This is a genomic window from Paraburkholderia sp. BR10937 (assembly GCF_040965695.1).
GTDB lineage: Bacteria > Pseudomonadota > Gammaproteobacteria > Burkholderiales > Burkholderiaceae > Paraburkholderia.
In genome coordinates, this window is sequence record NZ_JBFRCL010000039.1 from 45,807 (window position 1) to 67,245 (window position 21,439).

The following is a 21,439-nucleotide window of genomic DNA, read 5'->3' on the forward strand; positions in this document are numbered from 1 at the left end:
GGCAAGCGAGCACCTAAAGATGCACCGTGCCGCGCGAATCACGCGCTTGCATGCGAATGTGAAAATTTCGTGCACGGGCGCAATGATGGTAGCGAGGTCTTTCTTAAGCTGCGGGCGGCGCGTAACCAATGGCTCCGCCCCAATTCAGCTTAAGGAGAAAGATCAATGGCGAAAGTCCTGTGTGTCCTCTATCCCGACCCGGTGACCGGCTACCCCCCAAGTTATGCTCGCGCGAATGTGCCAACGATTTCATCGTACCCAGGCGGCCAACGCCTCCCGGCACCGCAGGGGGCACTAGGGTTCAGACCTGGCGAGCTTGTCGGGTGTGTATCGGGAGAACTCGGCCTACGCTGCTATTTAGAGAGCAACGGACATGAACTTGTCGTGACCAGCGACAAGGATGGACCGGACTCCGAGTTCGAGGGCCACCTCCCTGACGCGGATATCGTGATTTCGCAACCCTTCTGGCCGGCCTATTTAACTAGAGAACGCATCGCCAAAGCAGAAACGTTGAAGCTTGCCTTGACAGCGGGCATCGGATCGGATCACGTCGACCTCCAAGCAGCGGCTGAACGCGGCATTATCGTTGCTGAAGAAACGTTTTCGAATAGCATCAGTGTTGCAGAGCATGCGGTGATGACCGCACTCGCTTTGGTACGCAATTACCTGCCGGCCCACCGATATGCAATGAGTGGCGGCTGGAATATCGCCGACTGCGCATCCCGCAGCTACGATATTGAAGGAATGCACTTCGGCACGATCGGCGCCGGTCGCATCGGTCTTGCAATCCTGCGGAGGATGAAGCCGTTCGACGTACACCTGCACTATTACGACCCGCATCGGCTCTCGCCTGAGCTCGAGAAAGAATTGGGCGTGACATACCACGCGAGTGCCGAATCACTGGTTCAGGTCTGTGACGTAATAAACCTGCAGAGCCCGCTCTACCCGTCAACAGAACATATGTTCAACGACGAGTTGCTCAGCCATGTTAAGCGGGGAGCTTATCTTATCAACTGTGCTCGCGGAAAACTATGCGATACGGACGCGATCGTGCGTGCGCTTGAATCGGGCAGACTCGCGGGCTATGGGGGCGACGTCTGGTTTCCACAACCTGCTCCGGCCGACCACCCATGGCGTAGCATGCCAAATGAAGGTATGACGCCTCATATTTCCGGCACTTCGCTGTCTGCGCAAGCCCGCTATGCCGCAGGTACGCTCGAGATTCTGCAGTGCTTCCTCGAAGGACGACCCATCCGTCCGGAATACTTGATCGTCGATGGGGGGAAACTTGCAGGCGCTGGGGCGGGCTCGTACAAGCTAAGCTAGCCCGATAACTGAGGCGCAAAGGCAATTTTGGATTGCTAGCAAGTGGCTTCGTTCGTCCGGCAACTCGGCGCCACCTCCTACGGAGCGATAGATTCGCGTCTGTCGAAGCGAGCGGCTCAGCTGGGCCATTCGCTCATTCTCTTACGCGTGGGGCATGATGGTAAACGTGGTCTGCCGGTCAGGGAGAGGGATCTGCGGATTGACTGGCGTATGCAACTCGTCGGCCAAACAAGTGTCGAGTTTTAACGTGCAAATCGTCTCGGGTTCTCGACGGTTTCTTAACCGAAGGGGCCGCAGATTTTCACCTCGCCCCTACGGCACGGAGCCTGACGCTTGCAGAGCACACGGCTGGATGAACGGATCTGCCGTGAAGCGTAGCGCAACCGGCAGCAGCCGGAGTTGAATCGCAGACTTGCTAGCCACGAGCCCGAGCCAAAAGAGCTCTCGCAGTAGCTCGAGGGCTTGCACCACTCGTTGATGTGACTCGCAGCGATTTCACATGCGCGTGATAAAGCGCTTCGCCAATCCTTGTCACCAGACCCACCACCAAGGCATTGCCCATCAGCATCGCTCGTGTCGAGTCCGAAGCCCCTGCACAGTCCGTGAAGCCACGGGGGAATCCGTTCAGTTCCTCCAACTCCTCAGGAGTCAGTCGGCGAACAAGGCCGGAAGCCTCCCTAACCGCATGCTTCGTTCTGGACGCGGTCGAGCCGCCTTCCGACGTGATGATGGTGCGTGATGGACGGTCCAACGGGTCCGGGAAGGCCATCGCACCTTCCGCATATTCGTACGCAAAGCCATTCTTGACGCGAGGAACCCGCTTCGCCGCTTTTGCAGCCAACCACTTCGGCTTATCCCCTTCTCGCAGGTAGAACGCTGTCGGCACAGGTCCCGTCTTGCGCACAACATCTCCGAGCGTGAGCGGACACACCGAACCTGTAAACGCGCTGAAGTCGTCAATGGCGGTTGCCTTCGCGGCACCCGTCCATACTTTGCCGGCAACCATGATTCCGCTGTTTGCAAACCAGCTCTTGCCGTTCGAAAGCGGCCGGTAAGTCAGTTGTTCGCTGAAAGGCTCGTCGCGCAAGCTCAAAGCTGGAACCGATGCATCAAGCTCATTTACCAGTGCTGCGGGGAATGCGCGACTCAAAACCGATTGATTGAACCATGTCGCCCCACCCTCTCTAACGCGACTAGCAGCCCGCTCAGCAATGCCGGTGGTAACGTGGTATGCGACGATGAACACTCGCCGGCGGCGTTGTGGAAAGCCGTAGTCAGCGGCGTTGACAACGCGCCACTCGACCGCGTAGCCCATACCATAGAGCGTCGACAGCACCATCGCGAAGTCACGACCGCGGCACACAGCCGGAGACGAGATGAGACGGTCGACGTTTTCCAAGACGAGGTACTTCACTGGCTCGCCGTCTGCAATTCGCTGCCGCAGCAGCTCGGCAATCGACCACCAGAGCACCCCCTTCTTCCCTTCTATGCCCTGCGACTGCGAGAGCGGCTTGGCTACAGAGTAGTCTTGGCAAGGAAAACCTCCAACGACGACGTCGGGGCGAGCCTTGCGAATCGCTGTGCGTCCTGCTTCGGATTTCAGTACCTCGGCGATGTCCTCGTTCAAGTGAACGTCGCCCTGCCACCGAGCTTGATATACAGCGCTTGCATGCTGGACCTTTTTGCCAGGTTCCCACTGATTGCTCAACACCATTTCGAAGGGGTTGCCGTGCACTCGCTCAAGGCCGAGCCTGAAGCCACCGACACCGGCAAAAAGTTCGACTACGCGAAGCGGGTTCTGAAACTGGTACGACGTGTTGACTGCTGCCACCGTGGTTCTCCGAGGAAGGACGATGGGCAGTCAAGGGAGACGTGTTTATATTTCCGTCGAGGTGAATTTTTAGATGACGGTCAGGGTTCGGATTCGACAATGGCGCGAAGCTACTTCGGTAGCGAGCGAAGTTCCGTCGATGCGGATGACGGCATCGGGGCGTGCGCTCGTCGCAGGCATAGCAACGCCGTGTGCGTCGGAGCAGCTGAACGCACGTGAGAAAAGTTTCCTTGGCACGCGCTAATTTCAGAGCGCTCGCTATATGGTGAGTGCCGACTTTTAGTTGACGGCATGAATTCAGACCTCGACCGGTCCAGACTGGCGAGGCTTTAGGCACCTATCAAATTGAGAGAGAAATGACAGACGTAGCTCACAGCATCAACTGCATCCAACTGACCGGCCGCTCCGCATCGCAGGCACTGGATTACATCCGGCGATATGCGCAGGAAAATGGCGGACTTGTGTGCGCCCAAGTTCCCGCGGCGCAACTCCCGCCTGAAATTCAAGGCGTACTCGAGGAGGTGGCATGCATTTGCATCACGACGCCAGCAGAGCTTGATGAGAGCAGTGAGCCGCTCACGGTCGAATGTTTTGATGTGTACAACACAGATGGACCGAATCTTCCGGGCATGGCAACGGTATGCTTGGTTGGAGGGAGAATCGAGTTGGACGCACGGAAGCTTTCGTTGTTTGACGCCCTTGAAAGCACTTTTCCTGTGGTCTTTGTGCACAAGAGGTCGTGGACATTTGTTGCGTATCCATGGAATCCGTCAATTGACATCGACCTGCTTCAATGCGCGATGATGTCCTCTGGCGAAAACCACAGGCCGCTTCGCGACGAAAACTGTCTTCAAGGGCAAGCTGACGACGCCAAGGCTGTACGAGCGAAGTGCCGCCCGTCCTGGTATGGAAGCATGTACGACGCTAATGATTTGATTGAATCTAAGCGGCGCGAGCTTAAAGTGTGTCGATACTAGCGAACCCGATCATAGTGAGGCCCGGAACGTCAGCATTAAAGGTTATGTCGCTTTCTGAATTCCTTTGGACGGTTTTTCTCGCAATCCCTTTCGATAGATGTCTTCCACCAAAAAAATCTCGGCCAGAGGCTATTCACTAGCGAGCCCACTGGTGCCCACCGCCGTCAAACGAGTAATGAGCGCCGGTGCCGGAATTTAAACGTTATTTATGAGCAGCACACCGCTTGCGAGGAAATCCATTTTGTCGCCGCCCGGAGACGCAGATTTCGGCTTCGAGACTGACGGAATTTAAAACTCTTGTCCTAGACGTAGACGTCGCCCGTCTCGTATCGACATCAACAGTTCGAAGCGAGGCGGATGACTCCATGTATTCAGTTGAGGATGTTCCTTGAATGCAGTCGCTATATAGGCAAGACGCATGGTCCGAATGCGTCGTCAACTAACGACCGATCCGGCACGGTGCGCGGAACTGTGCAAAGGAACAAACTAACTGGCAACAACTGGCTAACTAGAAACCGTCAGGAACTCATAGACATGCAAGACTTTGACTACACTCTTCTCAACGTCGGCGGCCTGCGCCTCGCGCATGAATTTGCGTCGGAAAATCAGCTCGCCGGAAAGGTGCCTGGGAACCTGCCGATACTCACGTGCCCCCTGGATGAGAATCTGTTAGCAACCGTTCAGCGTCAGAAGACCGGCGTCTGCTTCGGATATGGCAGCATCGGCGTAGGTGATGACCGACTCCTCACGTTTCGTCTACAGGTCGGTGGCATTCAGATTTACTGGCTTGCCGATATCACTGACCCGGAGGTATGGAGCGCAATGGACCTGTGGCATCGACAGCGGTATCTCCCTCACGCGTTTGAGACGGCAGTCGGAGGTCGCGGACTTGTGGGTGCGTTCGGTCGAGTTGGAATCGGCTCGGATGCACCAATCATCGGACAGTATCGGACACTACAGTGCGCGGAGGAACCCGATGGGATGTGGGAAAACTTGGCTTACGTTGCTGCAAGCGGATTCATGCAACTTCATGCGAGCACCGACATTCCGGGCGTCCGCCTTGAGAACGTTCTTGTCAACGTGCTCGTAACAAAGCGGTACATCTCGCGCATTCAAGGAACAGTCTTCTCAGAGAAGCCGACAATCGCAGCTCGAGGAAACGCTGGAACGAGCGGAGTACACTGATTTCCCCCCTCATGCTTTTGATTGAAAGTCTCGCGTCCAATCTGATTCGAAAAGCACGGCCGTCTTGGTCGTGCTTTTTTATGTCCGACCTGCCACGGTTATTTGACCAACGCTGGGCGCAGGACAGGGCTCTGCGCGCATCAACTCCGCTGGAAACAAGTCCAGAAATGACCGTGCTTCGTCCATTGAACGACTGGCGAGCCAGCCGTCGTAGTCCGACGGCCGGACAACGACCACAGAGCGCTTCTCGTCCCCAGGTTTGTGAAATCGGCGCATGAGGGTGTGCTCGCTCGAGGCCACTGTCAACATAGTGCGCGAAAGTGATTTGCCCTCCTCACCTTCATCCCACTCCCGCCAAAGACCTGCGATGCCGAAGGTCTCGCTTGACGCCATCCGATGCGCCAACGCATCTTCCTTGGTGTTGACCATCAGTAGCGGTAGCGGCACGAAACGATATTGATTTGCGTGTTTGCTACTTCGTAGACCAACCGATTCGTTTCATCAATGCGGCGCGACCAAAAACCAGTCAGGTTTTCCTTCAACGGTTCAGGCTTACCGATACCTTCGAAGGGCGAGCGCTGCACGTCCCCAATGAGTTGATTGATGCGCCTTAACGTCTATTTGTCTTGCCCCTGCCAGTAGACATAATCGTCCCAAGCTTCGGCAGTCCACATAACGTTCAAAGCGCCGCTCATTCGGTGTCGTCAACCAGCGCGCGGGGCTGTACTTTACCCGCGCGCGCCTGCGCAATGGAGCGCTCAAGATGGGCTACGTTTGCCGGGGAACGCAGAAGATGGACCGTCTCCATCAAGCTATCGTAGTGCTCTTGGGACATGACAACCGCATTCGGTGCGTCGCGGCGGGTAATGAGGGTCACGTCCACGTCCTCAACAACCTGGTCGATGACGCGCTTTAGATTGGCGCGAGCGTCGGTGAAAGGGATGGTACGCATATGTCCTCCTTCGCGATTGACCTGTACCGATACAGGTACAACTCTACCATGTGCTAACAGACGAAGAGGCGCGTGGGGACTGGTATGCGTACGACATGTGCGTTTACCGGTTGGACCACACGAAGCGTGACCGCAACAGCATGGTGGCTCCGTACGTTGACCCTCCCGCGCCAGATTTGCCTTGGCAGCGTGAACGCAGACTGCGCACTGAGCGCGCCCGATACGGGCTTCCCCCCTTTTGTGACTCCGCTCGACGACGAGCTACGGAGACTATGGAATGGGCACCCGTCGGAGCTTGTGCGCACACTCGCCCTGGAGGTGCAGTGCGGCCGCTATGCAATCTCCGAAACTGAGGCCATCGCAGCCGAGGGCTATTGGCGACTGAAGAAAGACTATGCAACCGTAGAAGACGCGCAGAAGTTGTTGGGCCTCCTCCGGCGCCGGCTAGTGCAGGAGCTACAGCGCATTGGTCCCATCAAGTGGCAACGCTGAGAACGAAGTTTCGACGATGCGCACGGCACTCTCCGAGATGCGACGGCATCTCGGAGAGTGCCACTGTCAGATTGGCGGCGGAAGCCGCGCTTCGCAAAAAGCGACTCGTTGTCCGAGTTCGTCGGGGTGGTGCTGCAAGCAGGCATTTCACGTCGCAAGATAGACTAGTTGCGCTAGGGCGCATACAAGGGGCATCGACGCCGCGATGTCGTGTGCAAGGTGTGAACCGACACGGACCAACACCGTTATTTCAGGCGGAGGCTGCGGATGAAGTTTGTCGTCGGGCATCGGGACGCCTACTAGCTAGCACTACACGCCACTCACGTTGGCTCGCAAGACATTGAGCACAATGGTCACCGCGCTGTCATCGGGTTGATACCGAACGCGTTCGGTATCCCAGGCTGGGGTCCGGCTCACAATGGTCGCTGTCGCTTCGCCATTGTGCGCATATACGTCCAGGCGAATCAGCGGCTCGACCTCGGTATCGCCGCGGTTTTGGCGACGAATGAACACGGTTAAGCAGTCGCTGCGCGGGGGCGGCGTCGTATACCTCTCGGCACACATCTCTAGCAGTATCCACGCCTCTTCCAACGGAGAGAATGGCGGCCTTCCGCAAGGGGTGACACCGCCCTCAATGGAGCATATCTTCGCGAAGGGTGACATTATTCCGAGGAACTCGCCGTCGTACAGGGATATTTCAAGTAAACGTTCGTCGTCGTGTGCCATGATTGCGACCTCGTCGGTACTCGTCAGTTAGGCTGTCAGCGAGACCCAGCGCAATGCGATAGCGCGCTCCTCGGCGTAATGCTTGCAGCGGTGATTTGTCGCCCAGTGACCCTCTCCGTGCTATGAGCAAGTCGAAAATCAATTCGGCTGGCAAGACTGGAGGCAGGCGTCGGAGCAGCTTGGTAAGCCGACGTCGATTGAGAAAATGTTCGGCAAGAAACGCCGGGTAGCGTCGGCTACCTTCGACTACGATGGCAAATACAGCTCGGCAACGCTCTTGTCGCGCGAGTTCCGTGCGTGAAATGCCTTTGCGCCGGCAAAACTCGTCCGCAGCCAAAAGAATATTTTTGCGCACAAAACTTCGGCGCAGCCGCCTGCTGTCTCGTGCGACATCGACACGAGTCCTATAGTGCATCTTCCTCATTCGCGCACCATTGCTGCCAGCTTTGCTTGTAGCTCGTCGCGGACACGCGGCGCGCTGATACCAAGTTCCGAGTCGGTGTGCACAAGTTGGTCGCGGCACCACGCCGGCCACGACTCGTCATCATCGTCAAGCGCAAGCCATCTTGCCGGACGTCTACGCGTAACGTCCGACCATATTTGCCATCCACGCGGCGCGGCTGCATAGGTCCCGGGGTCCATGCGACTATGGAACGTACCGCCAATCACTCGCGTCTGAAGTGCAGGCGTTAGCCCGCGAGACACGCGCCGAATGCTGCCTCTGTACCGCCTTACCCAACTGGTAGAAAGGACGACTTTGACAGCCGGATACGGGCTGAGCAATTGAATTAGTATTCCGACATTTTCAAATAGGAGATGGCCCGGACGATTAACGAGAATTGGCCCACGCTTGGGGTCTACACAAACAGCATCTGGGTGCAAAACGCCGTCATAGTCGAGATAGAGCACTAGGCCGCCGCAACTGCGCGGGGGCGGAATAAGGTATGCCTCGCCCGGCAAGCCTGTTAGCATTCGTACCATCCATATTCCTCTGCTTCGCGAGCCAGTCTGCGCATGCCCCTGAGTAAAATCCGTCGTCGCTTGCGGCAGTAGACTTCGGCTTTTGCGCGCAGCACGTACCTCTCACAATGCAGTACTTCGCGCGGGTCTGGCGTATGTTTTCGCAACTGACCGCGGAACAGCCTGCGTAGCCTTATGCGCTCAATTCGACGTCCGTTTCCGTCGCTCGCACAAGCTTCCTCTCGTGACGAGCAGCTATGCGCACGCACCACCTTGACTGGTCGCAAGATGTGCTTACGTGGCCGCCACTTGCGCCCATAGAGTGGTGATACGAAAGGCATTTGCGCCAGCTCAGCCAGTGACATTAGTTCACGCTGCTTCCGTCTCACACACGTCAATGACTTCATCTTTCTACACGCAACATTGCCGACAGCACTTTGCGGATGATGGCAACGGCATCCTCATCGGCTTCGAATACCGCGTCACACTCTGAGATTTGGCCGCTGAACTCCCGCGAGACTGCTTTTGCCGTGCCACTTCGCAGCTCGATATCCACATTGAACAATGGTGCCAAGTTGCCTTTGTCTTTTCGCCAAGCAAAAACGGTGAGGTTTTGCTGTGTGGGACAGGGCGTACAGTACTTGTCGTCACACAGTTCCAGCACTCGCATAGCCTCCTCCCAAGCAGTGAGGGGAGCGCCATTCTGGAGCACAACACCACCCTCAAGTTCGCACAGCAGCGAGGATTTTCCGGTCCGAATGCCCTCGTGAATCGTAATTTTCAGGCCCGGGCAGTCATCTTTTACGTGCATCGAAGCCTCTGGAACGCAACAGCTTTACGGTGTCGTCGTACATGCGCACAGCAAGGCGACACGCGTCACGGAGTGAGATATCCGGAAGCGCCGGCGTAGTATCAGCGGCCCACTTCGCAAGCTTTTCGGCGTTGCCAGAGTCCTCCGAAGACGCACCGAGCGCCGTAAGCCCAACACGCAAGATTTCGTCGTTCGGATGTGCCCTTCCCTCCATTTCAACACCACGTGCATCAGCGACTTCGCACAGACAAAAGTACAAGGCTTCGAAAGCGCAGCGATATCGCGTGAGGTTGGAGACCCGGTTGTTGTGTGCATCTCGAAGGTATGCAGCGCTCATCGCAATGCGCGGATGTTCGACTTCGATACGTGGGCGGCCGCCGCGAATCAAGCGGCCGATTAGCCATCCGAAGAGTGCAGCTGCTGCAGGCACCCCAAGTAGCAGAGTGCCTTGTTCAAACACGGAAGTACTCATACCCTCCCCGATATTGCTTTAGTTAGCTTCGGGTGGGGAAGCCGACTCGCGCGGCTTGCAGTGCCGCGCAACCATCCTTTCAAAGCGCCTGACTAAACGCTCGCCCTCACGCTTCGTTAGAGCATCGAAATAAACACTTCCGCGTACAAGAGCGGCGACTTCGTGGTCCGTGAGGTTACTGATGGAATCGAGGGCGCCTTCCGCCACGGCATGAGCTTCTATCGCGTGGAGCCAAGTGCGGCGTATGAGGTCGTGCTCGACCCGAAGCAGCTTTTGTATGCGGTCGTCCGGTGCCACGGATGCAAGGTAGAAAAAGACCTTTCGACCTAGCCATCGAAGCAGTTCTAAGCGCCACTCCACCTCCCCTGGCATTTCCTCCGGGCTGAGCTCATACGAACGACCAGCTACTTCCATTGTTGCCGGTGCCCCAGCGCGCAACATAACAGCTCGCACGGTCGCGGGGACGTATCGCAGTTGGAGTGCTTCCATATCAGCTTTCCAATCACTTCTTAGGGTGAACGCCGGATGAGGCAGAGGCTGGCGCCACCGGCAGCGTTGAGATAACCGCAAGTGTAGACGCTTGCGTTGTATATGTAAACGACGACAACTCAAATGTAGACAATGCTAGTGCCGTAGACATCTACGTTGTCTACGGGAGAATTTAGTTTTTCTCTTTAGATAACGCAGATGTCGCTGCAAGAGCGATTCATCAAAAATTTGAAGCGCTACCGGGAGTCGCTCGGCTGTTCTCAGGAGGAGCTAGGCAATCGCTTAGGCTCAGATAGGACAGCCATCAGTCGATACGAGCGGACGTCTTCGCGAATGACGATAGAGCGCGCTGATGCTCTGGCTCGCGCCTTGGACGTGGATGTCCGGGTCCTTCTTGACACACCTGTGGAGGAAAACCTTGCGCACAGCCCACCCGGCGCCCCGGTTTCCAGCAAATTGGTAGGGCAGCATGTGCGCGACCGCCGCACTGTGGAACAGATAAGTCAGAAGGAGTTTGGCGACCGCATAGGAATGGACCGGAACCATGTATCGCGTATCGAGGCCGCGAGCGGTTCAGCAGTTGCCATTCGTTTGGCGACACTCGAAAAGCTTGCGGCGGCATTTGGCATCAAGCCGACGGACCTACTCTGAGTCGGACGGGTTCGAGTTCGCGAGCCAATGCACGACCACGGCATATCGCCAACGAAGAAGTTCTTGGTCAAAAAAGTTGAGCGCCAGGCGGAAGTAGCCACGGACGATGCTTTGCGCGCCAAGTGACGGCAAGGGGGATGAGCTTCACCTCGGCCACGTGAGAGAAGGCATTTCGACGGCGCAAGTGGTCGCAAACGTGGTTGCTCTTCGAGAGAAGCGCGGGTTTACGCAAAGAGAGCTAGCCACGCGTGCAGGGATGTATCCCAACGCCGTATCGGTGTTCGAAAAGGGCGGGCAAGGTAAAATGTTCCTGAAGACGCTGGAGCGCTTCGCGAAGGCGCTAGGCGTAAAACCTAGTGCGCTCCTTTGACTTTCCGCCCGGAACAAAGCACTTCGAAAGGTTCTTGCGGTGGGAAACGTGGGGCCCTCGCCGCTTACTTGCTCGATGATGACTTTTTCGCCGCAGAAGGCAAAGGAAGACGAAGCCGGTGCCGGCTTCTGCTGATTTCTGAGAAGTGCCGCAGAAAGATGATTGGCTGAGGCCCGAACACCCGATTGAGCGGCGCCTCATATCAGAGGAACGCCGTGCACATTGCAGCGCTGTGGGTTGTCAACTTCCGGGGCATCCGTGAACTCACTCTGGTCCCCCACCGGGGCGTAAACGCCCTAATCGGCCCTGGCGACAGCTGTAAGACGACCATACTCGACGCTATTGACCTGCTGCTGGCAGAACGGCAGAACGTCACCTTCGACGACCTTGATTTTTATGACGGCAATCCAGCGAACGCCATCAGAATCTGGGCGTGCATTGCAGGGTTGCCGACCGATTATTTGCGCGAGGACCGCTACGGTCTCTATTTGTCCGGTTGGAACCCAACCACACTCGACTGGCATTCGGAGCCAGCCGAGAACAAAGGAATTGGCCCGGCACTGGCTCTCGAGCTCACGGTAGATGAGACGTTCGAGCCCATCTGGTCAATCTATCTTGGTAGCACCCCAGACGACAAATCCAGGCGTGTTCGCTTCGCCGAACGCAAGGAGATGGCACCAGCGCGCCTCGGAGCCTATGCTGACAGGCATCTATCTTGGGGTCGCGGCTCTGCGTTGCAGCGCGTCGGCGCCCACCCGGAGCGGTTGCCAGCTCAACTGAACGAACTCTTACGCTCCGCCCGAGATACTTTTGCCGTCAAAAGCGCGGCGACATTCAGTGACATCATCGATGCGGTCTCGCCTGATATCAAAGGCCTGGGCGTTCCTGTCCGTGACAAGCTGACGGCAAACCTTGACCACACGAGCTTCTCCATGAATGCGAGCGGCGTTGCTTTGCATGACGGCAACGTGCCCTTCCGCTGTATGGGAACAGGGTCCGCGCGCCTGGCAGTTGCGGCCTTGCAGAGCGCCGAGTCAGCACACCGTCAGTTCCTGCTAGTGGACGAGATTGAATACGGCCTCGAGCCTCATCGAATCTCGCTGTTGGTGAGCCACCTACGCAAGCGAGTCGAAGCGAGCGGCCAGCTGTTTCTGACGACGCACTCAACAAGCGTGCTACGCGAGGTCAGGTTCGGCGAGGTCTTCGTCTGCCGACGCGACGCAACAGGAAAGGTCGAGGTCAAGCCGTCCGCGGCAACTGCGACCGCACCTCTGGAAGCAAAGCGATACGTGCGTGACCTCGGGGAGGCGTTGCTCACAAGGACCGTGCTCGTGTGCGAGGGGCAGACGGAAGTTGCGCTTCTCAAGGGTTACGCGGAAGGGACGCAGACACACTTCCAGAAAGTCGGCGCAACTGTGATAGACGGTGGTGGTGCTTCAGCTCCTGCTGTCGCTATTCACTTTGCGTCCCTCGGCTATCGAACGGCACTCTTAACCGACAGCGATGCGCCTATCCCTCCGGCGTTCGTTGCGCAGCTTCATGCCCGCGACGTCCGCCACTTCGAATGGGGCGATGCGCGCTGTACAGAGGAAGAGCTCTTTCTGGGAACGCCCGATTTGTGCCCGAAGTTACTGGAGCTGATAGCGCAGGAAGTGGGCCTCGCGCAGGTGCTTGGTGAACTATCCGGTAGGACGAAGATAAGTTTTGAGACACTCGAACAGGTCTACCCGCATCTACAGAACCCCGAGACGCTCCGCACGATTGGCAATCTTGCGCACAAGTCCAAGTGGATTAAGAGGGATTTCGACCTCTGCTTCAGAATAGGTACCGACGTTCTGGCTCCGCAAGGTCTAATAGGCGGCGGCAGTCTCGACGCGCATCTTGGACAAATCTTCGGGTGGCTCTGTGGCGATGCTTGAATTAGTCGTCGAGCAGATGCTCCGTTCACGTGTCGGCGCTATCGAAGCGCCGGCGGGCACTGGCAAGACCGAGCAGATTGCCTTGGTCGCACGAGAGGCGCCGGGTAGATGGCTCATCCTCACGCATACGGTCGCTGGAGTTGACGCGATTCGCCGTCGCTTGGCCAAGCTGCAAGTGCCCAACGACAAGGCTCAAGTCGATACGCTCTCGGCATGGGCTCATCGGTGGGCGCGTGCATTCCCCCAAGGCTCAGGTCTTGCTCCTGGATGGTCCGCGATATCGCGGGATTGGGACGCAGTTGTGCTCGCCGCCGCGTCGTTGGTCGAGAGCGGCGCAGTACAAAGCATACTCAGAGCATCATATGACGGTGTTCTCGTTGACGAATACCAAGACTCTACTGTCGAGCACCATCGGCTCATACGCGCTCTTTCGGTTCACCTACCTTGCTATGTTTTCGGTGACCCTTTGCAAGCAATCTTCGGCTTTCGTCCAGGGATGCTAGCCGATTGGCATAAGGACACGCTTGCTTCGTTTCCCGCGGCAGGTATCTTGCAAACGCCTCAAAGGTGGATGCAAGCCGGCGACCCAGCCCTGGGTTCTTGGCTCATCGCCCAGCGCGCGAATTTTCAGGCCGGCATTTTTGATTTCCGCGGTGCGCCGCCCTGTCTCGAATGGCGGGCCTGCGCACCAAAAGTCGGCGCTCAGCGTCTCGCGGAACTTTGCTCAGTTAAGCTCGATGAAGGAGAAACGCTCGCGGTTCTCCATTCGAGTGTCGATGATGTTCAACGAGCGGACCTCGCCAAGGCCATATGGGCTACCACCGTAGAACCTATCGGAGGAAAAACCGAGCGGAATTTCTACCAAAGCCTTAGGACTCGAACCGGCGCAGACCGAGTTGGCGGGGTGCTCGACCTCATGGGAACGGCATACGTCGGAGCCGATGTTTCCGGCAAGAGAAAACGCGTCGCTTCACTGCTCGCAAATCCGGAGCGCTTGAGAACACCGGCTACTCCAGCGGAGCTCGCATTGAGAGCCATAGCCGTCGACGATGCGCTCGCCAATGTCTTGGACGCATTCCGATGCGTTGAGAAGGAGCCCGGTGTAACTGCCGTGCGGCCTGAGCTGGTCTACTGCATCAAGTCGGCATTACGACTATGCGCAGAGAATCCCGCTTTGCAACTCGACGACGCCGCATTCCAAGTTGCGAACGCACGTCGCGAAAGAGGCCGTATCCTGCGAAATCGCGCCGTTGGTAGCACGTTACTGATGAAGGGCCTCGAATTCGACCATGTGGTCATCACGCCTGACGCCTGCCAGAACCGACATCATTGGTATGTTGCGTTGACGCGTGGCACAAGGTCGGTTCGGGTCCTGTCGCCAACGGTAAACTTCCAAGCCTAGCGTTGCGAGCAGGCAATCAATGCGGGGGCCCTTCAGATTTGGCGGCTAAGCGTCCCCGGTAACGACTCTGCGGAAGCACTACTGGTTTAGCGGGCGCCCCGCCTTATCGAGGCAAAGAGTGCGTTGCGCTCGCGCAGGAAGAACGCGTAACAGCCTGCCGACAAATACCATGCTGGATTGAGCGAGAAATGCGGAAATTTGCTATTGAGCAACGTGACGCCACAAAGGCAGAAAATCGTGAGCAGGAACGCGGCGAATCCGAAAATTGCATCCTCGGGCAAATAGCGGTCAAGAATAAATAGCGCATTGTCGAACAGGACTGGCGCAATTATCGCTGCGGCAATGGCCAGAACCGCGTGAACAACCAAGTTTGTCGCCGCGCTAGCCTCCGGGGAGCCCTGAAACGGCACGTCTGAGAAAATTGCGATTGCGAGCAGCGGCAGCATAGCTATTGCCGTGTTTTCTTTGAGCGTCTTCAATACTCCGAGCGAGAACATCAAGCCTCCGCTGTAGCGTGCGTGTCGGTATCGCATTCGGTTGCGCCAGAATGCAGACCCTATATTCCTGATTTGCGAAAAAGAGGCAACTGGCGCTGTTGCTTCGCAGCAACGATATCGACAGTGCGCGGTCGGGCAGACTTCTGCAGCTTCGTCATGATTTGCAGCACAACCACGCCTCGACCCGGTCCAACCGCCAACGCAAAAGCTGATGGTCATACAGCTCGGCGCGCAGTGGAAGCGGCCAGGGCCGGTGTTTTGCTCGCAAAACAATTGTGCGCAAGGAAAGACCGAGCAAGTCTGCGAGTTCACTGGCATCAAGGCAGGAATCTGCTGCCGGGAGAGGAGGAGTCATCCTCTGTGTAGCCGGCAGCTTTAAACATACATCTGCCCTCGAGCGCCCCCTCCCCGGACCCCTCCCCCTTGGTGGTTCACCTAGGCCGTGCCACTTCCCCGTGTGCACAACTCTGCTGCCCACACCACAAGGGCGTGGACAGCCGACCTACGGCCGGTTCCAGAGTTGCACACACTCGAACAGCTGACGCGCCGGCGGTGCCGGCTTGCCCAAGCTTGAAAAATATGTCAAACCCCAACCCAGCCACGTTAGCTGTTTGACACTTGGTTTTGGTTGCTTAACTACCTGATTCGCGAAGAGGAGGGTCACGACGCGCGGCCTGTAACCGGCTACGCAGACTTGCCGCAGCCGGCGGTGCGCCGTCTCGACCCTTTCGCTATCCGCTTCTACGACACGATCTATCGGGGCGTGCCCTTGCGCATGGCGTTGCTGCGTTTGCCCATTCACGACGTGCCCGCCGCGCAGACGCGCATGGTCCAGATCATGGTTGGCGAAACCATCGAACCACGTCAGGCGCTGGCGCAGCAGATCCTGATCGGTTCTCTGCTTCAGGAGGGGCTGCTGGTCGTGCTCGCACTTGGCATCGTCTGGCTCGGCGTCGGGCGAGGTCTGCGTCCGCTCAACCGCCTGTCGGCAAAGGTCGCGACGCGCAGCGAGGACGACAGCGCGCCACTGGCGGCTGCGGGCCTGCCACGCGAGGTCATGCCGCTTGTCGAGGCGATCAATCAGTACATCTCGCGCTCGCGGCGCATGCAGGAATCGCGGCGGCGGTTTTTTGCCGATGCCGCGCATCAGCTGAAGACCCCGTTGGCGGTGATTCAGGCGGAAACGGAACTAGCTCAGCGCGGCAACCTCGACGCCAGCACCGGCCTGCATCTGCGGCGTCTGAACCGGGCGGTACGCCAGGCGGTGCGGGCGGTGCAGCAATTGCTTTCGCTCTCGCGGCTCGATGCCGGCTGCGATCAGGCGACGAAGCGGGCACCGGTGCTGCTGCACAAGATCGCGCGCAGCGTGACACTCGACTGGTCGCCGGTGGCGCGATCACGCGGCATCGATCTCGGTTTCGAGCAGCAGGACGCGATCGAACTGGTGGGTCACGGGGACCTGTTGAAGGAACTGATCGGCAACCTGATCGACAATGCGATCCGTTATTCGGGAGACGGCGCGGTCATCACGGTGCGAGTGGCGCGGCGCCATACCTGTGCCGTGCTCGAGGTCACCGACAACGGGCCGGGCATCGCCCGGCACGAGCGCGAAGTCGTGTTCGAGCGCTTCTACCGTTGCGAATCGACGCAGAACGTAGAGGGCAACGGGCTGGGTCTTGCGATCGTCGCGGAGATCGCGCGCGTGCACGAGGCACGCGTTACACTCGACGAAGCCCCCGGCGGCGGTCTCGCAGTCAGTGTCGCGTTCCCGGCTAACGCTCCAGTTGCACCCGCCACGAGCGCGATGGCGGCGCCTGCGCCAGTCGATATTTGCTGCTCCGCAAAAAAGAGTGGGCTCGCCAACATTGCCGCGAACGGGCAATGAGCGTGATCTAATACCCGTGCAACATTGCGAGCCGCCTTGTCGCCGCAATTGCAGACGGCCTTGGTTAGAATCGGTTGTCGATTCGATTATTCATTTCCTTATCGGAGGCGAGCGTGCCAGGTTTACTTCCCAATGTCGACCGCGAGGGACTCCTCGAATATTCAGTGGTTTACACCGACCGCTCGATCAATCACATGTCGCAGCTCTTTCAGGGCGTCATGCGAGATATCTCCAGCTCCCTGAAAAAAGTCTACAACGCGAAGTCGGTCGTGGTCGTCCCGGGCAGCGGGACCTTCGGCATGGAAGCCGTTGCCCGGCAGTTCGCGACGAACAAGAAGTGCCTCGTGATTCGCAATGGCTGGTTCAGTTTCCGCTGGTCGCAGATTTTCGACATGGGCAGCATTCCCTCTGAGTCGATCGTCTTGAAGGCGCGCCCGGTCGAACAAGGCAGGCAGGCCGCCTATGCGCCGCCGCCGGTCGAAGAAGTCGTCGCGGCGATCAAGGAGAACAAGCCCGATCTCGTCTTTGCGCCGCATGTCGAAACCGCATCCGGAATGATGCTGCCCGATGCCTATCTGCGCGCGGTAGCCGACGCCGTGCATGCCGTAGGCGGCATGTTCGTACTCGACTGCATCGCCTCCGGTACGGTCTGGGTCGACATGGAGAAAAGCGGCGTCGATGTCCTGATCAGCGCACCGCAAAAGGGGTGGAGCGCGTCGCCCTGCTGCGCGCTCGTCATGCTCGGGCCGCTCGCCCGCGAACGCATCGACGCCACGACCAGCACCAGCTTCGCCTGCGATCTGCGCAAGTGGCTGCAGATCATGGAAGCGTACGAGAGCGGCGGATTCGCTTATCACGCCACCATGCCCACGGACAGTCTCGCAACGCTGCGCGACGTGATCAAGGAAACCGAGGCATACGGCTTCGACAAGGTGATGGCGGAGCAGCTCGAACTCGGCAAGCGCATTCGTTCGCTGCTGGTTAGCAAGGGTTTCCGAAGCGTGGCCGCCGAAGGTTTCGAGGCGCCCGGCGTCGTGGTCAGCTACTCGGACGACGACGGCATACGATCCGGCAAGAAGTTCGCCGATGCCGGCGTGCAGATCGCGGCCGGCGTTCCCCTCCAGTGTGACGAGCCTGAAGACTTCAAGACCTTCCGCATTGGCTTGTTCGGCCTCGAAAAACTGCATGACATCGAAGGCGCGGTCGCGAGGTTCGCGAAGGCGTTGGACCGCATTCTCTAACCCGCGTTTCCTCGAGGCGCGACGCGCTTCCTCAGGACATCGCGAAACGAAACGAGCGCCCTTGCGGCGCTCGTTGTCGTTTTGGCGCCTCGTGTGAAGCGGACTCAAGCGTCTGCCGGCGTGTCGACGTAGCGCAGACCCTTTTCGGCAAGGCGCTCGCGCATGCCGTAATAGTCGAGGCCGAGCGTGCCGCCCGCGAGCACCGCGCGCGTCTTTTCTTCCTTGGCGAGGCGCGCCTGGGTCGCTTCCACGACCTTCGCGACCGTGGCGAACGGCACCACGACCACGCCGTCGTCGTCGGCCACAATGACGTCGCCCGGATGCACGATCTGCTGCGCGCACACCACCGGCACGTTCACCGAACCGAGCGTTTCCTTCACCGTGCCTTGCGCCGACACGGCCTTCGACCACACCGGGAAGTCCATCGCCTTCAGTGCGCGCACGTCGCGGCAACCGGCGTCGATGATCAGGCCGCGTACGCCGCGCGCTGCGAGCGAGGTGGCGAGCAGCTCGCCGAAGTAGCCATCTTCACAGGGCGAGGTGGGCGCGGCCACGACCACGTCGCCTTCGCGACACTGCTCCACGGCCACGTGCAGCATCCAGTTGTCCGAGGGCGGCATGAGCACCGTCACGGCCGGGCCCGCAATCGCGGCGCCCGAATAGATCGGCCGCAGATACGTGGCGAGCAGGCCGAGGCGGCTTTGCGCCTCGTGCACGGTGGCCGTCCCGGCTTCCTTGAGGATTTCGATATGGCGCGCGTCGGCGCGCGGAATCTGGGTGACGACGACACCACGTTTCATGACAGATCTCCCACCACCGCGGGCGTCAGGCGCATATAGCCTTCCGCGTATTGAATGTCGCGCTTCGCCGTAATGCCGATGTTGCGCTTGGCCTGCACGCCGCGCTGTTGCGCGACACGCGTGTAGTACTCCCAAAGGTGCTCCTGGCCCGCCATGCATTCGATGGCGCGGCGCTTCACGTCCCACACTTCGGTGATGTCGAGGAAGGTGTTCGGAATCCACTCGCACTGCTCGGTCTGGTGCGGTTCGAACGCGTAGACCGGCGGCGCGCCGACGATCTTCTGCCCCGGATTGTGGCCTTCGGCCTGGGCGATGATGCGCGCTTCCTGCGCCACGTGCATCGCGAGCGGATGATCGAAGTTGTACGGGTCTTTCTGCGAATGGCTCAGCACGAACGCGGGCTGCACGTCGCGATAGACGTCGACGAGGCGCAGGAGCGCCTCATCGGAAACGCGCAGCGGGTAATCGCCCAGATCGAAGAACTCGCATTCCGCGCCAAGAATCCCGGCGGCGGCGAGCGCCTCCTCGCGGCGCGCGGCCTTCACTTTCTCGATGGTCATGTCGGGGCCCTTGCGCCAGAGCTTCGCCGACTCGCCGCGCTCGCCGAACGAGAGGCACACCACCTTCACGCGATAGCCGTTCTTCTTGTGCAGGGCAATTGCACCGCCCGCGCGCCATACGAAATCCGCGCTGTGTGCGCTCACCACGAGCATCGATTTTTCAGTCATTTCCGGTTCACCAGACGTCGATCATCACGAAGCCCCATTGTAGGTTTGGCCGCACTGCGCGAACCAACGAAAGGACTGCCGAAAGGCATCGAATCTGCTTATCGGCGCCGCATGGAACGCGCCTCGAAAACGGACCATGCCGCGTCTTGCCCATGCGGCGGCAAGCGTCGCGCGGTGCATTGGTTGAGCGCGCAACGACGCTGGACGAAGCCGCGCGCCCGCGTGGCGCCCACTAGATAACAATCATCCTCATTTGCAACGCAATCCGCATACTTTCCCGGGCCGCTCATGGGGCCAGATCCGCGAGCCCTGTCTGACCGGCAAAGCATAACCATTCGCCCGGAGCCTGCGCGCAGCGCCAAGGCATCACGAAGCAGTATGAAGTGGGCGCGAAGTACGACAACGGCAAGTACGGCGCGCAGCTCGCGCTGTTCCAGCTCGAAAAGCCGCAGACGTATACCAACAGCGCGGGCGCCTATGTGGCCAACGGCAACGAGCGCCATCGCGGCGTGGAGGCGTCGGTGTTCGGCGAGGTGTACAAGGGCGTGCGTCTGATCGCGGGCGCAACCTGGATCAACGCCGTGCAGCTCGACACCGAAGGGGGTTCGACCGACGGCAAGACGCCGGTGGGCGTGCCGAGCTTCCTGCTCAACCTGGGCGCCGAATACGACGTGCCCGGGGTGCAGGGCCTCACGCTTTCGGCGCGCTGGACGCATACGGGTCCGCAGTACTTCGATGCGGCCAATACCATGTCGATCAAGGCGTGGGACACGGTGGACATCGGCGCGCGCTATCCGACGAACGTGTTCGGCCGTCCGACTACGTTCCGCGCCAATGTTTATAACCTGGCCAACAAGGCGTACTGGTCGTCGACCAACGGTGGTTATCTGACGATGGGCGCGCCGCGTACCATGCTGTTCTCGATGACGACGGACTTCTGACCGGTGATCGTCAGCGCGTAGCTAGACGGACGAAGGGCCTGGCAGTTCATCTGCCAGGCCATTTTTGTCCTTGGCGCATGGGTATGTGTATGGGCGCTCGACGTTTGTTACCCGCCCACCACCGTGATCGCAAACCCGTCCCAGCCTTTGCTGCCCACCGTCTGCACGGCCGTAGTCTCCAGGCGTTTGTCGTTTCCAAGCATGTCGAAGTAGCGACGCAAGCCGACCACGTCGTCCTCGTGATGCGCGGGGTCGGCCACGCGCCCTTCGCGCACCACGTTATCGGCCACGATCACCGTGCCAGCACGCGAAAGCTTCAACACGCGTTCGAGGTAGTTCGGGTTGTTGCTCTTGTCCGCGTCGATGAACACGAAGTCGAACGGCGGCACGCCTTGCGCGATGAGCGCATCGAGCGATTCGAGCGCGAGGCCCGTCATGACCGTCACCTTCGCATCGAGCCCGGAGCGCGCGATGTTCGCGCGCGCAACGGCCGCGTTTTCCGGGCTGAATTCGAGCGACACCATCGCGCCGTCGTCGGGCAGCGCGCGAGCGAGCCAGATCGCGCTATAGCCGCCCAGCGTGCCGATTTCGAGTATGCGCCGCGCGCCCTGGATGCGCGCGAGCAGATGCAGAAACTTGCCCTGATTCGGCGCCACGTTGATCGCGCGAAGGCCCGCCCTGGCGCTCGCCGCGAGCGCGCCGTCGAGCGCATCGTCGGGACGGATCAGCCGGTCGCAGAACCAGTCGTCCACTGCCTGCCACGTTTGCTCGTTCATCACCCTGC

General features: G+C 59.1%; 19 protein-coding genes and 3 pseudogenes. 10 read left to right on the forward strand and 12 right to left on the reverse strand.

Going from position 1 to position 21,439, the window contains the following annotated elements:
* The first annotated feature begins 165 nt into the window (after positions 1–165).
* Positions 166–1,326 (forward strand): NAD-dependent formate dehydrogenase, encoded by a 1,161-nt coding sequence (locus tag AB4Y44_RS28015; RefSeq protein ID WP_368701420.1) that lies wholly within the window; start codon positions 166–168, stop codon positions 1,324–1,326.
* A 415-nt stretch (positions 1,327–1,741) separates the two neighbouring features.
* Here the strand turns inward: AB4Y44_RS28015 and dcm are convergent, their stop codons facing one another.
* Positions 1,742–3,157, reverse strand: coding sequence for a DNA (cytosine-5-)-methyltransferase (gene dcm, locus AB4Y44_RS28020; RefSeq protein ID WP_368701421.1), 1,416 nt, complete (start codon positions 3,155–3,157; stop codon positions 1,742–1,744).
* A gap of 356 nt (positions 3,158–3,513) precedes the next feature.
* On the opposite strand from dcm, the gene AB4Y44_RS28025 reads away from it, so the two are divergent.
* Together AB4Y44_RS28025 and AB4Y44_RS28030 are read left to right on the forward strand one after the other, a co-directional pair.
* A complete protein-coding gene (locus tag AB4Y44_RS28025) occupies positions 3,514–4,134 on the forward strand; it encodes a hypothetical protein (RefSeq protein ID WP_368701422.1) in 621 nt (206 codons plus the stop codon).
* Positions 4,135–4,668: 534 nt separating this feature from the next.
* Positions 4,669–5,319 carry a hypothetical protein gene (locus tag AB4Y44_RS28030; protein WP_368701423.1) on the forward strand — a complete coding sequence of 217 codons (651 nt, stop codon included), beginning with the start codon at positions 4,669–4,671 and terminating at the stop codon, positions 5,317–5,319.
* Between the two features lie 78 nt (positions 5,320–5,397).
* Here AB4Y44_RS28030 and AB4Y44_RS28035 read toward each other — a convergent pair whose 3' ends face one another.
* From AB4Y44_RS28035 to AB4Y44_RS28065, 7 genes and pseudogenes are all read right to left on the reverse strand, one after another.
* Complete coding sequence (locus AB4Y44_RS28035) at positions 5,398–5,748, reverse strand: SOS response-associated peptidase family protein (RefSeq protein WP_368701424.1); 351 nt, start codon at positions 5,746–5,748, stop codon at positions 5,398–5,400.
* Positions 5,748–6,014: pseudogene (locus AB4Y44_RS28040) on the reverse strand (Txe/YoeB family addiction module toxin). Before AB4Y44_RS28040 ends, AB4Y44_RS28035 begins: the two are co-directional and overlap by 1 nt.
* Positions 6,011–6,271 carry a type II toxin-antitoxin system Phd/YefM family antitoxin gene (locus AB4Y44_RS28045; protein ID WP_368701425.1) on the reverse strand — a complete coding sequence of 87 codons (261 nt, stop codon included), beginning with the start codon at positions 6,269–6,271 and terminating at the stop codon, positions 6,011–6,013. Before AB4Y44_RS28045 ends, AB4Y44_RS28040 begins: the two are co-directional and overlap by 4 nt.
* Before the next feature lie 801 nt (positions 6,272–7,072).
* Positions 7,073–7,489, reverse strand: coding sequence for a hypothetical protein (locus tag AB4Y44_RS28050; protein ID WP_368701426.1), 417 nt, complete (start codon positions 7,487–7,489; stop codon positions 7,073–7,075).
* A gap of 420 nt (positions 7,490–7,909) precedes the next feature.
* The gene (locus AB4Y44_RS28055) at positions 7,910–8,470 is read right to left on the reverse strand and encodes an HAD domain-containing protein (RefSeq protein WP_368701427.1); all 561 of its coding nucleotides are present in this window, start codon (positions 8,468–8,470) and stop codon (positions 7,910–7,912) included.
* Between the two features lie 382 nt (positions 8,471–8,852).
* Positions 8,853–9,260: a hypothetical protein gene (locus tag AB4Y44_RS28060; RefSeq protein ID WP_368701428.1), complete on the reverse strand. Its 408-nt coding sequence runs from the start codon at positions 9,258–9,260 to the stop codon at positions 8,853–8,855.
* Positions 9,244–9,732, reverse strand: coding sequence for a hypothetical protein (locus AB4Y44_RS28065; RefSeq protein WP_368701429.1), 489 nt, complete (start codon positions 9,730–9,732; stop codon positions 9,244–9,246). The genes AB4Y44_RS28060 and AB4Y44_RS28065 overlap by 17 nt, the downstream gene beginning before the upstream one ends.
* Before the next feature lie 687 nt (positions 9,733–10,419).
* On the opposite strand from AB4Y44_RS28065, the gene AB4Y44_RS28070 reads away from it, so the two are divergent.
* The 4 genes from AB4Y44_RS28070 to AB4Y44_RS28085 all read left to right on the forward strand — a co-directional run bounded on the left by AB4Y44_RS28070 (position 10,420) and on the right by AB4Y44_RS28085 (position 14,563).
* Positions 10,420–10,872 carry a helix-turn-helix domain-containing protein gene (locus AB4Y44_RS28070; RefSeq protein WP_368701430.1) on the forward strand — a complete coding sequence of 151 codons (453 nt, stop codon included), beginning with the start codon at positions 10,420–10,422 and terminating at the stop codon, positions 10,870–10,872.
* A 106-nt stretch (positions 10,873–10,978) separates the two neighbouring features.
* Positions 10,979–11,242, forward strand: coding sequence for a helix-turn-helix domain-containing protein (locus AB4Y44_RS28075; RefSeq protein WP_368701431.1), 264 nt, complete (start codon positions 10,979–10,981; stop codon positions 11,240–11,242).
* Between the two features lie 215 nt (positions 11,243–11,457).
* Complete coding sequence (locus AB4Y44_RS28080) at positions 11,458–13,161, forward strand: ATP-dependent endonuclease (protein WP_368701432.1); 1,704 nt, start codon at positions 11,458–11,460, stop codon at positions 13,159–13,161.
* Positions 13,124–14,563, forward strand: coding sequence for a UvrD-helicase domain-containing protein (locus tag AB4Y44_RS28085; protein ID WP_368701433.1), 1,440 nt, complete (start codon positions 13,124–13,126; stop codon positions 14,561–14,563). The genes AB4Y44_RS28080 and AB4Y44_RS28085 overlap by 38 nt, the downstream gene beginning before the upstream one ends.
* Before the next feature lie 86 nt (positions 14,564–14,649).
* Here the strand turns inward: AB4Y44_RS28085 and AB4Y44_RS28090 are convergent, their stop codons facing one another.
* Positions 14,650–15,060, reverse strand: a complete 411-nt coding sequence (locus tag AB4Y44_RS28090; protein WP_368701434.1) for a hypothetical protein — start codon at positions 15,058–15,060, stop codon at positions 14,650–14,652.
* A gap of 631 nt (positions 15,061–15,691) precedes the next feature.
* Here AB4Y44_RS28090 and AB4Y44_RS28095 point away from each other — a divergent pair.
* Positions 15,692–16,834, forward strand: a pseudogene (locus tag AB4Y44_RS28095) (ATP-binding protein); the annotation flags it as partial.
* 224 nt (positions 16,835–17,058) lie between these two features.
* Positions 17,059–18,186, forward strand: a complete 1,128-nt coding sequence (locus AB4Y44_RS28100; RefSeq protein ID WP_368701435.1) for an alanine--glyoxylate aminotransferase family protein — start codon at positions 17,059–17,061, stop codon at positions 18,184–18,186.
* Between the two features lie 104 nt (positions 18,187–18,290).
* On the opposite strand, the gene AB4Y44_RS28105 is transcribed toward AB4Y44_RS28100, so the two are convergent.
* Together AB4Y44_RS28105 and AB4Y44_RS28110 are read right to left on the reverse strand one after the other, a co-directional pair.
* A complete protein-coding gene (locus AB4Y44_RS28105; RefSeq protein ID WP_368701436.1) occupies positions 18,291–18,986 on the reverse strand; it encodes a 4-carboxy-4-hydroxy-2-oxoadipate aldolase/oxaloacetate decarboxylase in 696 nt (231 codons plus the stop codon).
* Entirely contained in the window at positions 18,983–19,714 is a 732-nt protein-coding gene (locus AB4Y44_RS28110) for a PIG-L deacetylase family protein (RefSeq protein ID WP_342923025.1), read from the reverse strand. The genes AB4Y44_RS28105 and AB4Y44_RS28110 overlap by 4 nt, the downstream gene beginning before the upstream one ends.
* Before the next feature lie 368 nt (positions 19,715–20,082).
* On the opposite strand from AB4Y44_RS28110, the pseudogene AB4Y44_RS28115 reads away from it, so the two are divergent.
* A pseudogene (locus tag AB4Y44_RS28115) lies at positions 20,083–20,655 on the forward strand (TonB-dependent receptor); the annotation flags it as partial.
* A 107-nt stretch (positions 20,656–20,762) separates the two neighbouring features.
* Here AB4Y44_RS28115 and AB4Y44_RS28120 read toward each other — a convergent pair.
* Positions 20,763–21,431, reverse strand: coding sequence for an O-methyltransferase (locus AB4Y44_RS28120; protein WP_342923027.1), 669 nt, complete (start codon positions 21,429–21,431; stop codon positions 20,763–20,765).
* Between the last annotated feature and the right edge of the window lie 8 nt (positions 21,432–21,439).

What these genes read in the sequence shown, in the direction of transcription:
- AB4Y44_RS28110 (WP_342923025.1), bottom strand. Translation starts at nt 19,714, where the DNA reads ATGACTGAAAAATCGATGCTCGTGGTGAGCGCACACAGCGCGGATTTC.
- AB4Y44_RS28070 (WP_368701430.1), top strand. Translation starts at nt 10,420, where the DNA reads ATGTCGCTGCAAGAGCGATTCATCAAAAATTTGAAGCGCTACCGGGAG.
- AB4Y44_RS28050 (WP_368701426.1), bottom strand. Translation starts at nt 7,489, where the DNA reads ATGGCACACGACGACGAACGTTTACTTGAAATATCCCTGTACGACGGC.
- AB4Y44_RS28045 (WP_368701425.1), bottom strand. Translation starts at nt 6,271, where the DNA reads ATGCGTACCATCCCTTTCACCGACGCTCGCGCCAATCTAAAGCGCGTC.
- AB4Y44_RS28060 (WP_368701428.1), bottom strand. Translation starts at nt 9,260, where the DNA reads ATGCACGTAAAAGATGACTGCCCGGGCCTGAAAATTACGATTCACGAG.
- AB4Y44_RS28055 (WP_368701427.1), bottom strand. Translation starts at nt 8,470, where the DNA reads ATGGTACGAATGCTAACAGGCTTGCCGGGCGAGGCATACCTTATTCCG.
- AB4Y44_RS28090 (WP_368701434.1), bottom strand. Translation starts at nt 15,060, where the DNA reads ATGTTCTCGCTCGGAGTATTGAAGACGCTCAAAGAAAACACGGCAATA.
- AB4Y44_RS28065 (WP_368701429.1), bottom strand. Translation starts at nt 9,732, where the DNA reads ATGAGTACTTCCGTGTTTGAACAAGGCACTCTGCTACTTGGGGTGCCT.
- AB4Y44_RS28075 (WP_368701431.1), top strand. Translation starts at nt 10,979, where the DNA reads ATGCTTTGCGCGCCAAGTGACGGCAAGGGGGATGAGCTTCACCTCGGC.
- AB4Y44_RS28105 (WP_368701436.1), bottom strand. Translation starts at nt 18,986, where the DNA reads ATGAAACGTGGTGTCGTCGTCACCCAGATTCCGCGCGCCGACGCGCGC.
- AB4Y44_RS28035 (WP_368701424.1), bottom strand. Translation starts at nt 5,748, where the DNA reads ATGGTCAACACCAAGGAAGATGCGTTGGCGCATCGGATGGCGTCAAGC.
- AB4Y44_RS28030 (WP_368701423.1), top strand. Translation starts at nt 4,669, where the DNA reads ATGCAAGACTTTGACTACACTCTTCTCAACGTCGGCGGCCTGCGCCTC.
- AB4Y44_RS28015 (WP_368701420.1), top strand. Translation starts at nt 166, where the DNA reads ATGGCGAAAGTCCTGTGTGTCCTCTATCCCGACCCGGTGACCGGCTAC.
- AB4Y44_RS28120 (WP_342923027.1), bottom strand. Translation starts at nt 21,431, where the DNA reads ATGAACGAGCAAACGTGGCAGGCAGTGGACGACTGGTTCTGCGACCGG.
- AB4Y44_RS28025 (WP_368701422.1), top strand. Translation starts at nt 3,514, where the DNA reads ATGACAGACGTAGCTCACAGCATCAACTGCATCCAACTGACCGGCCGC.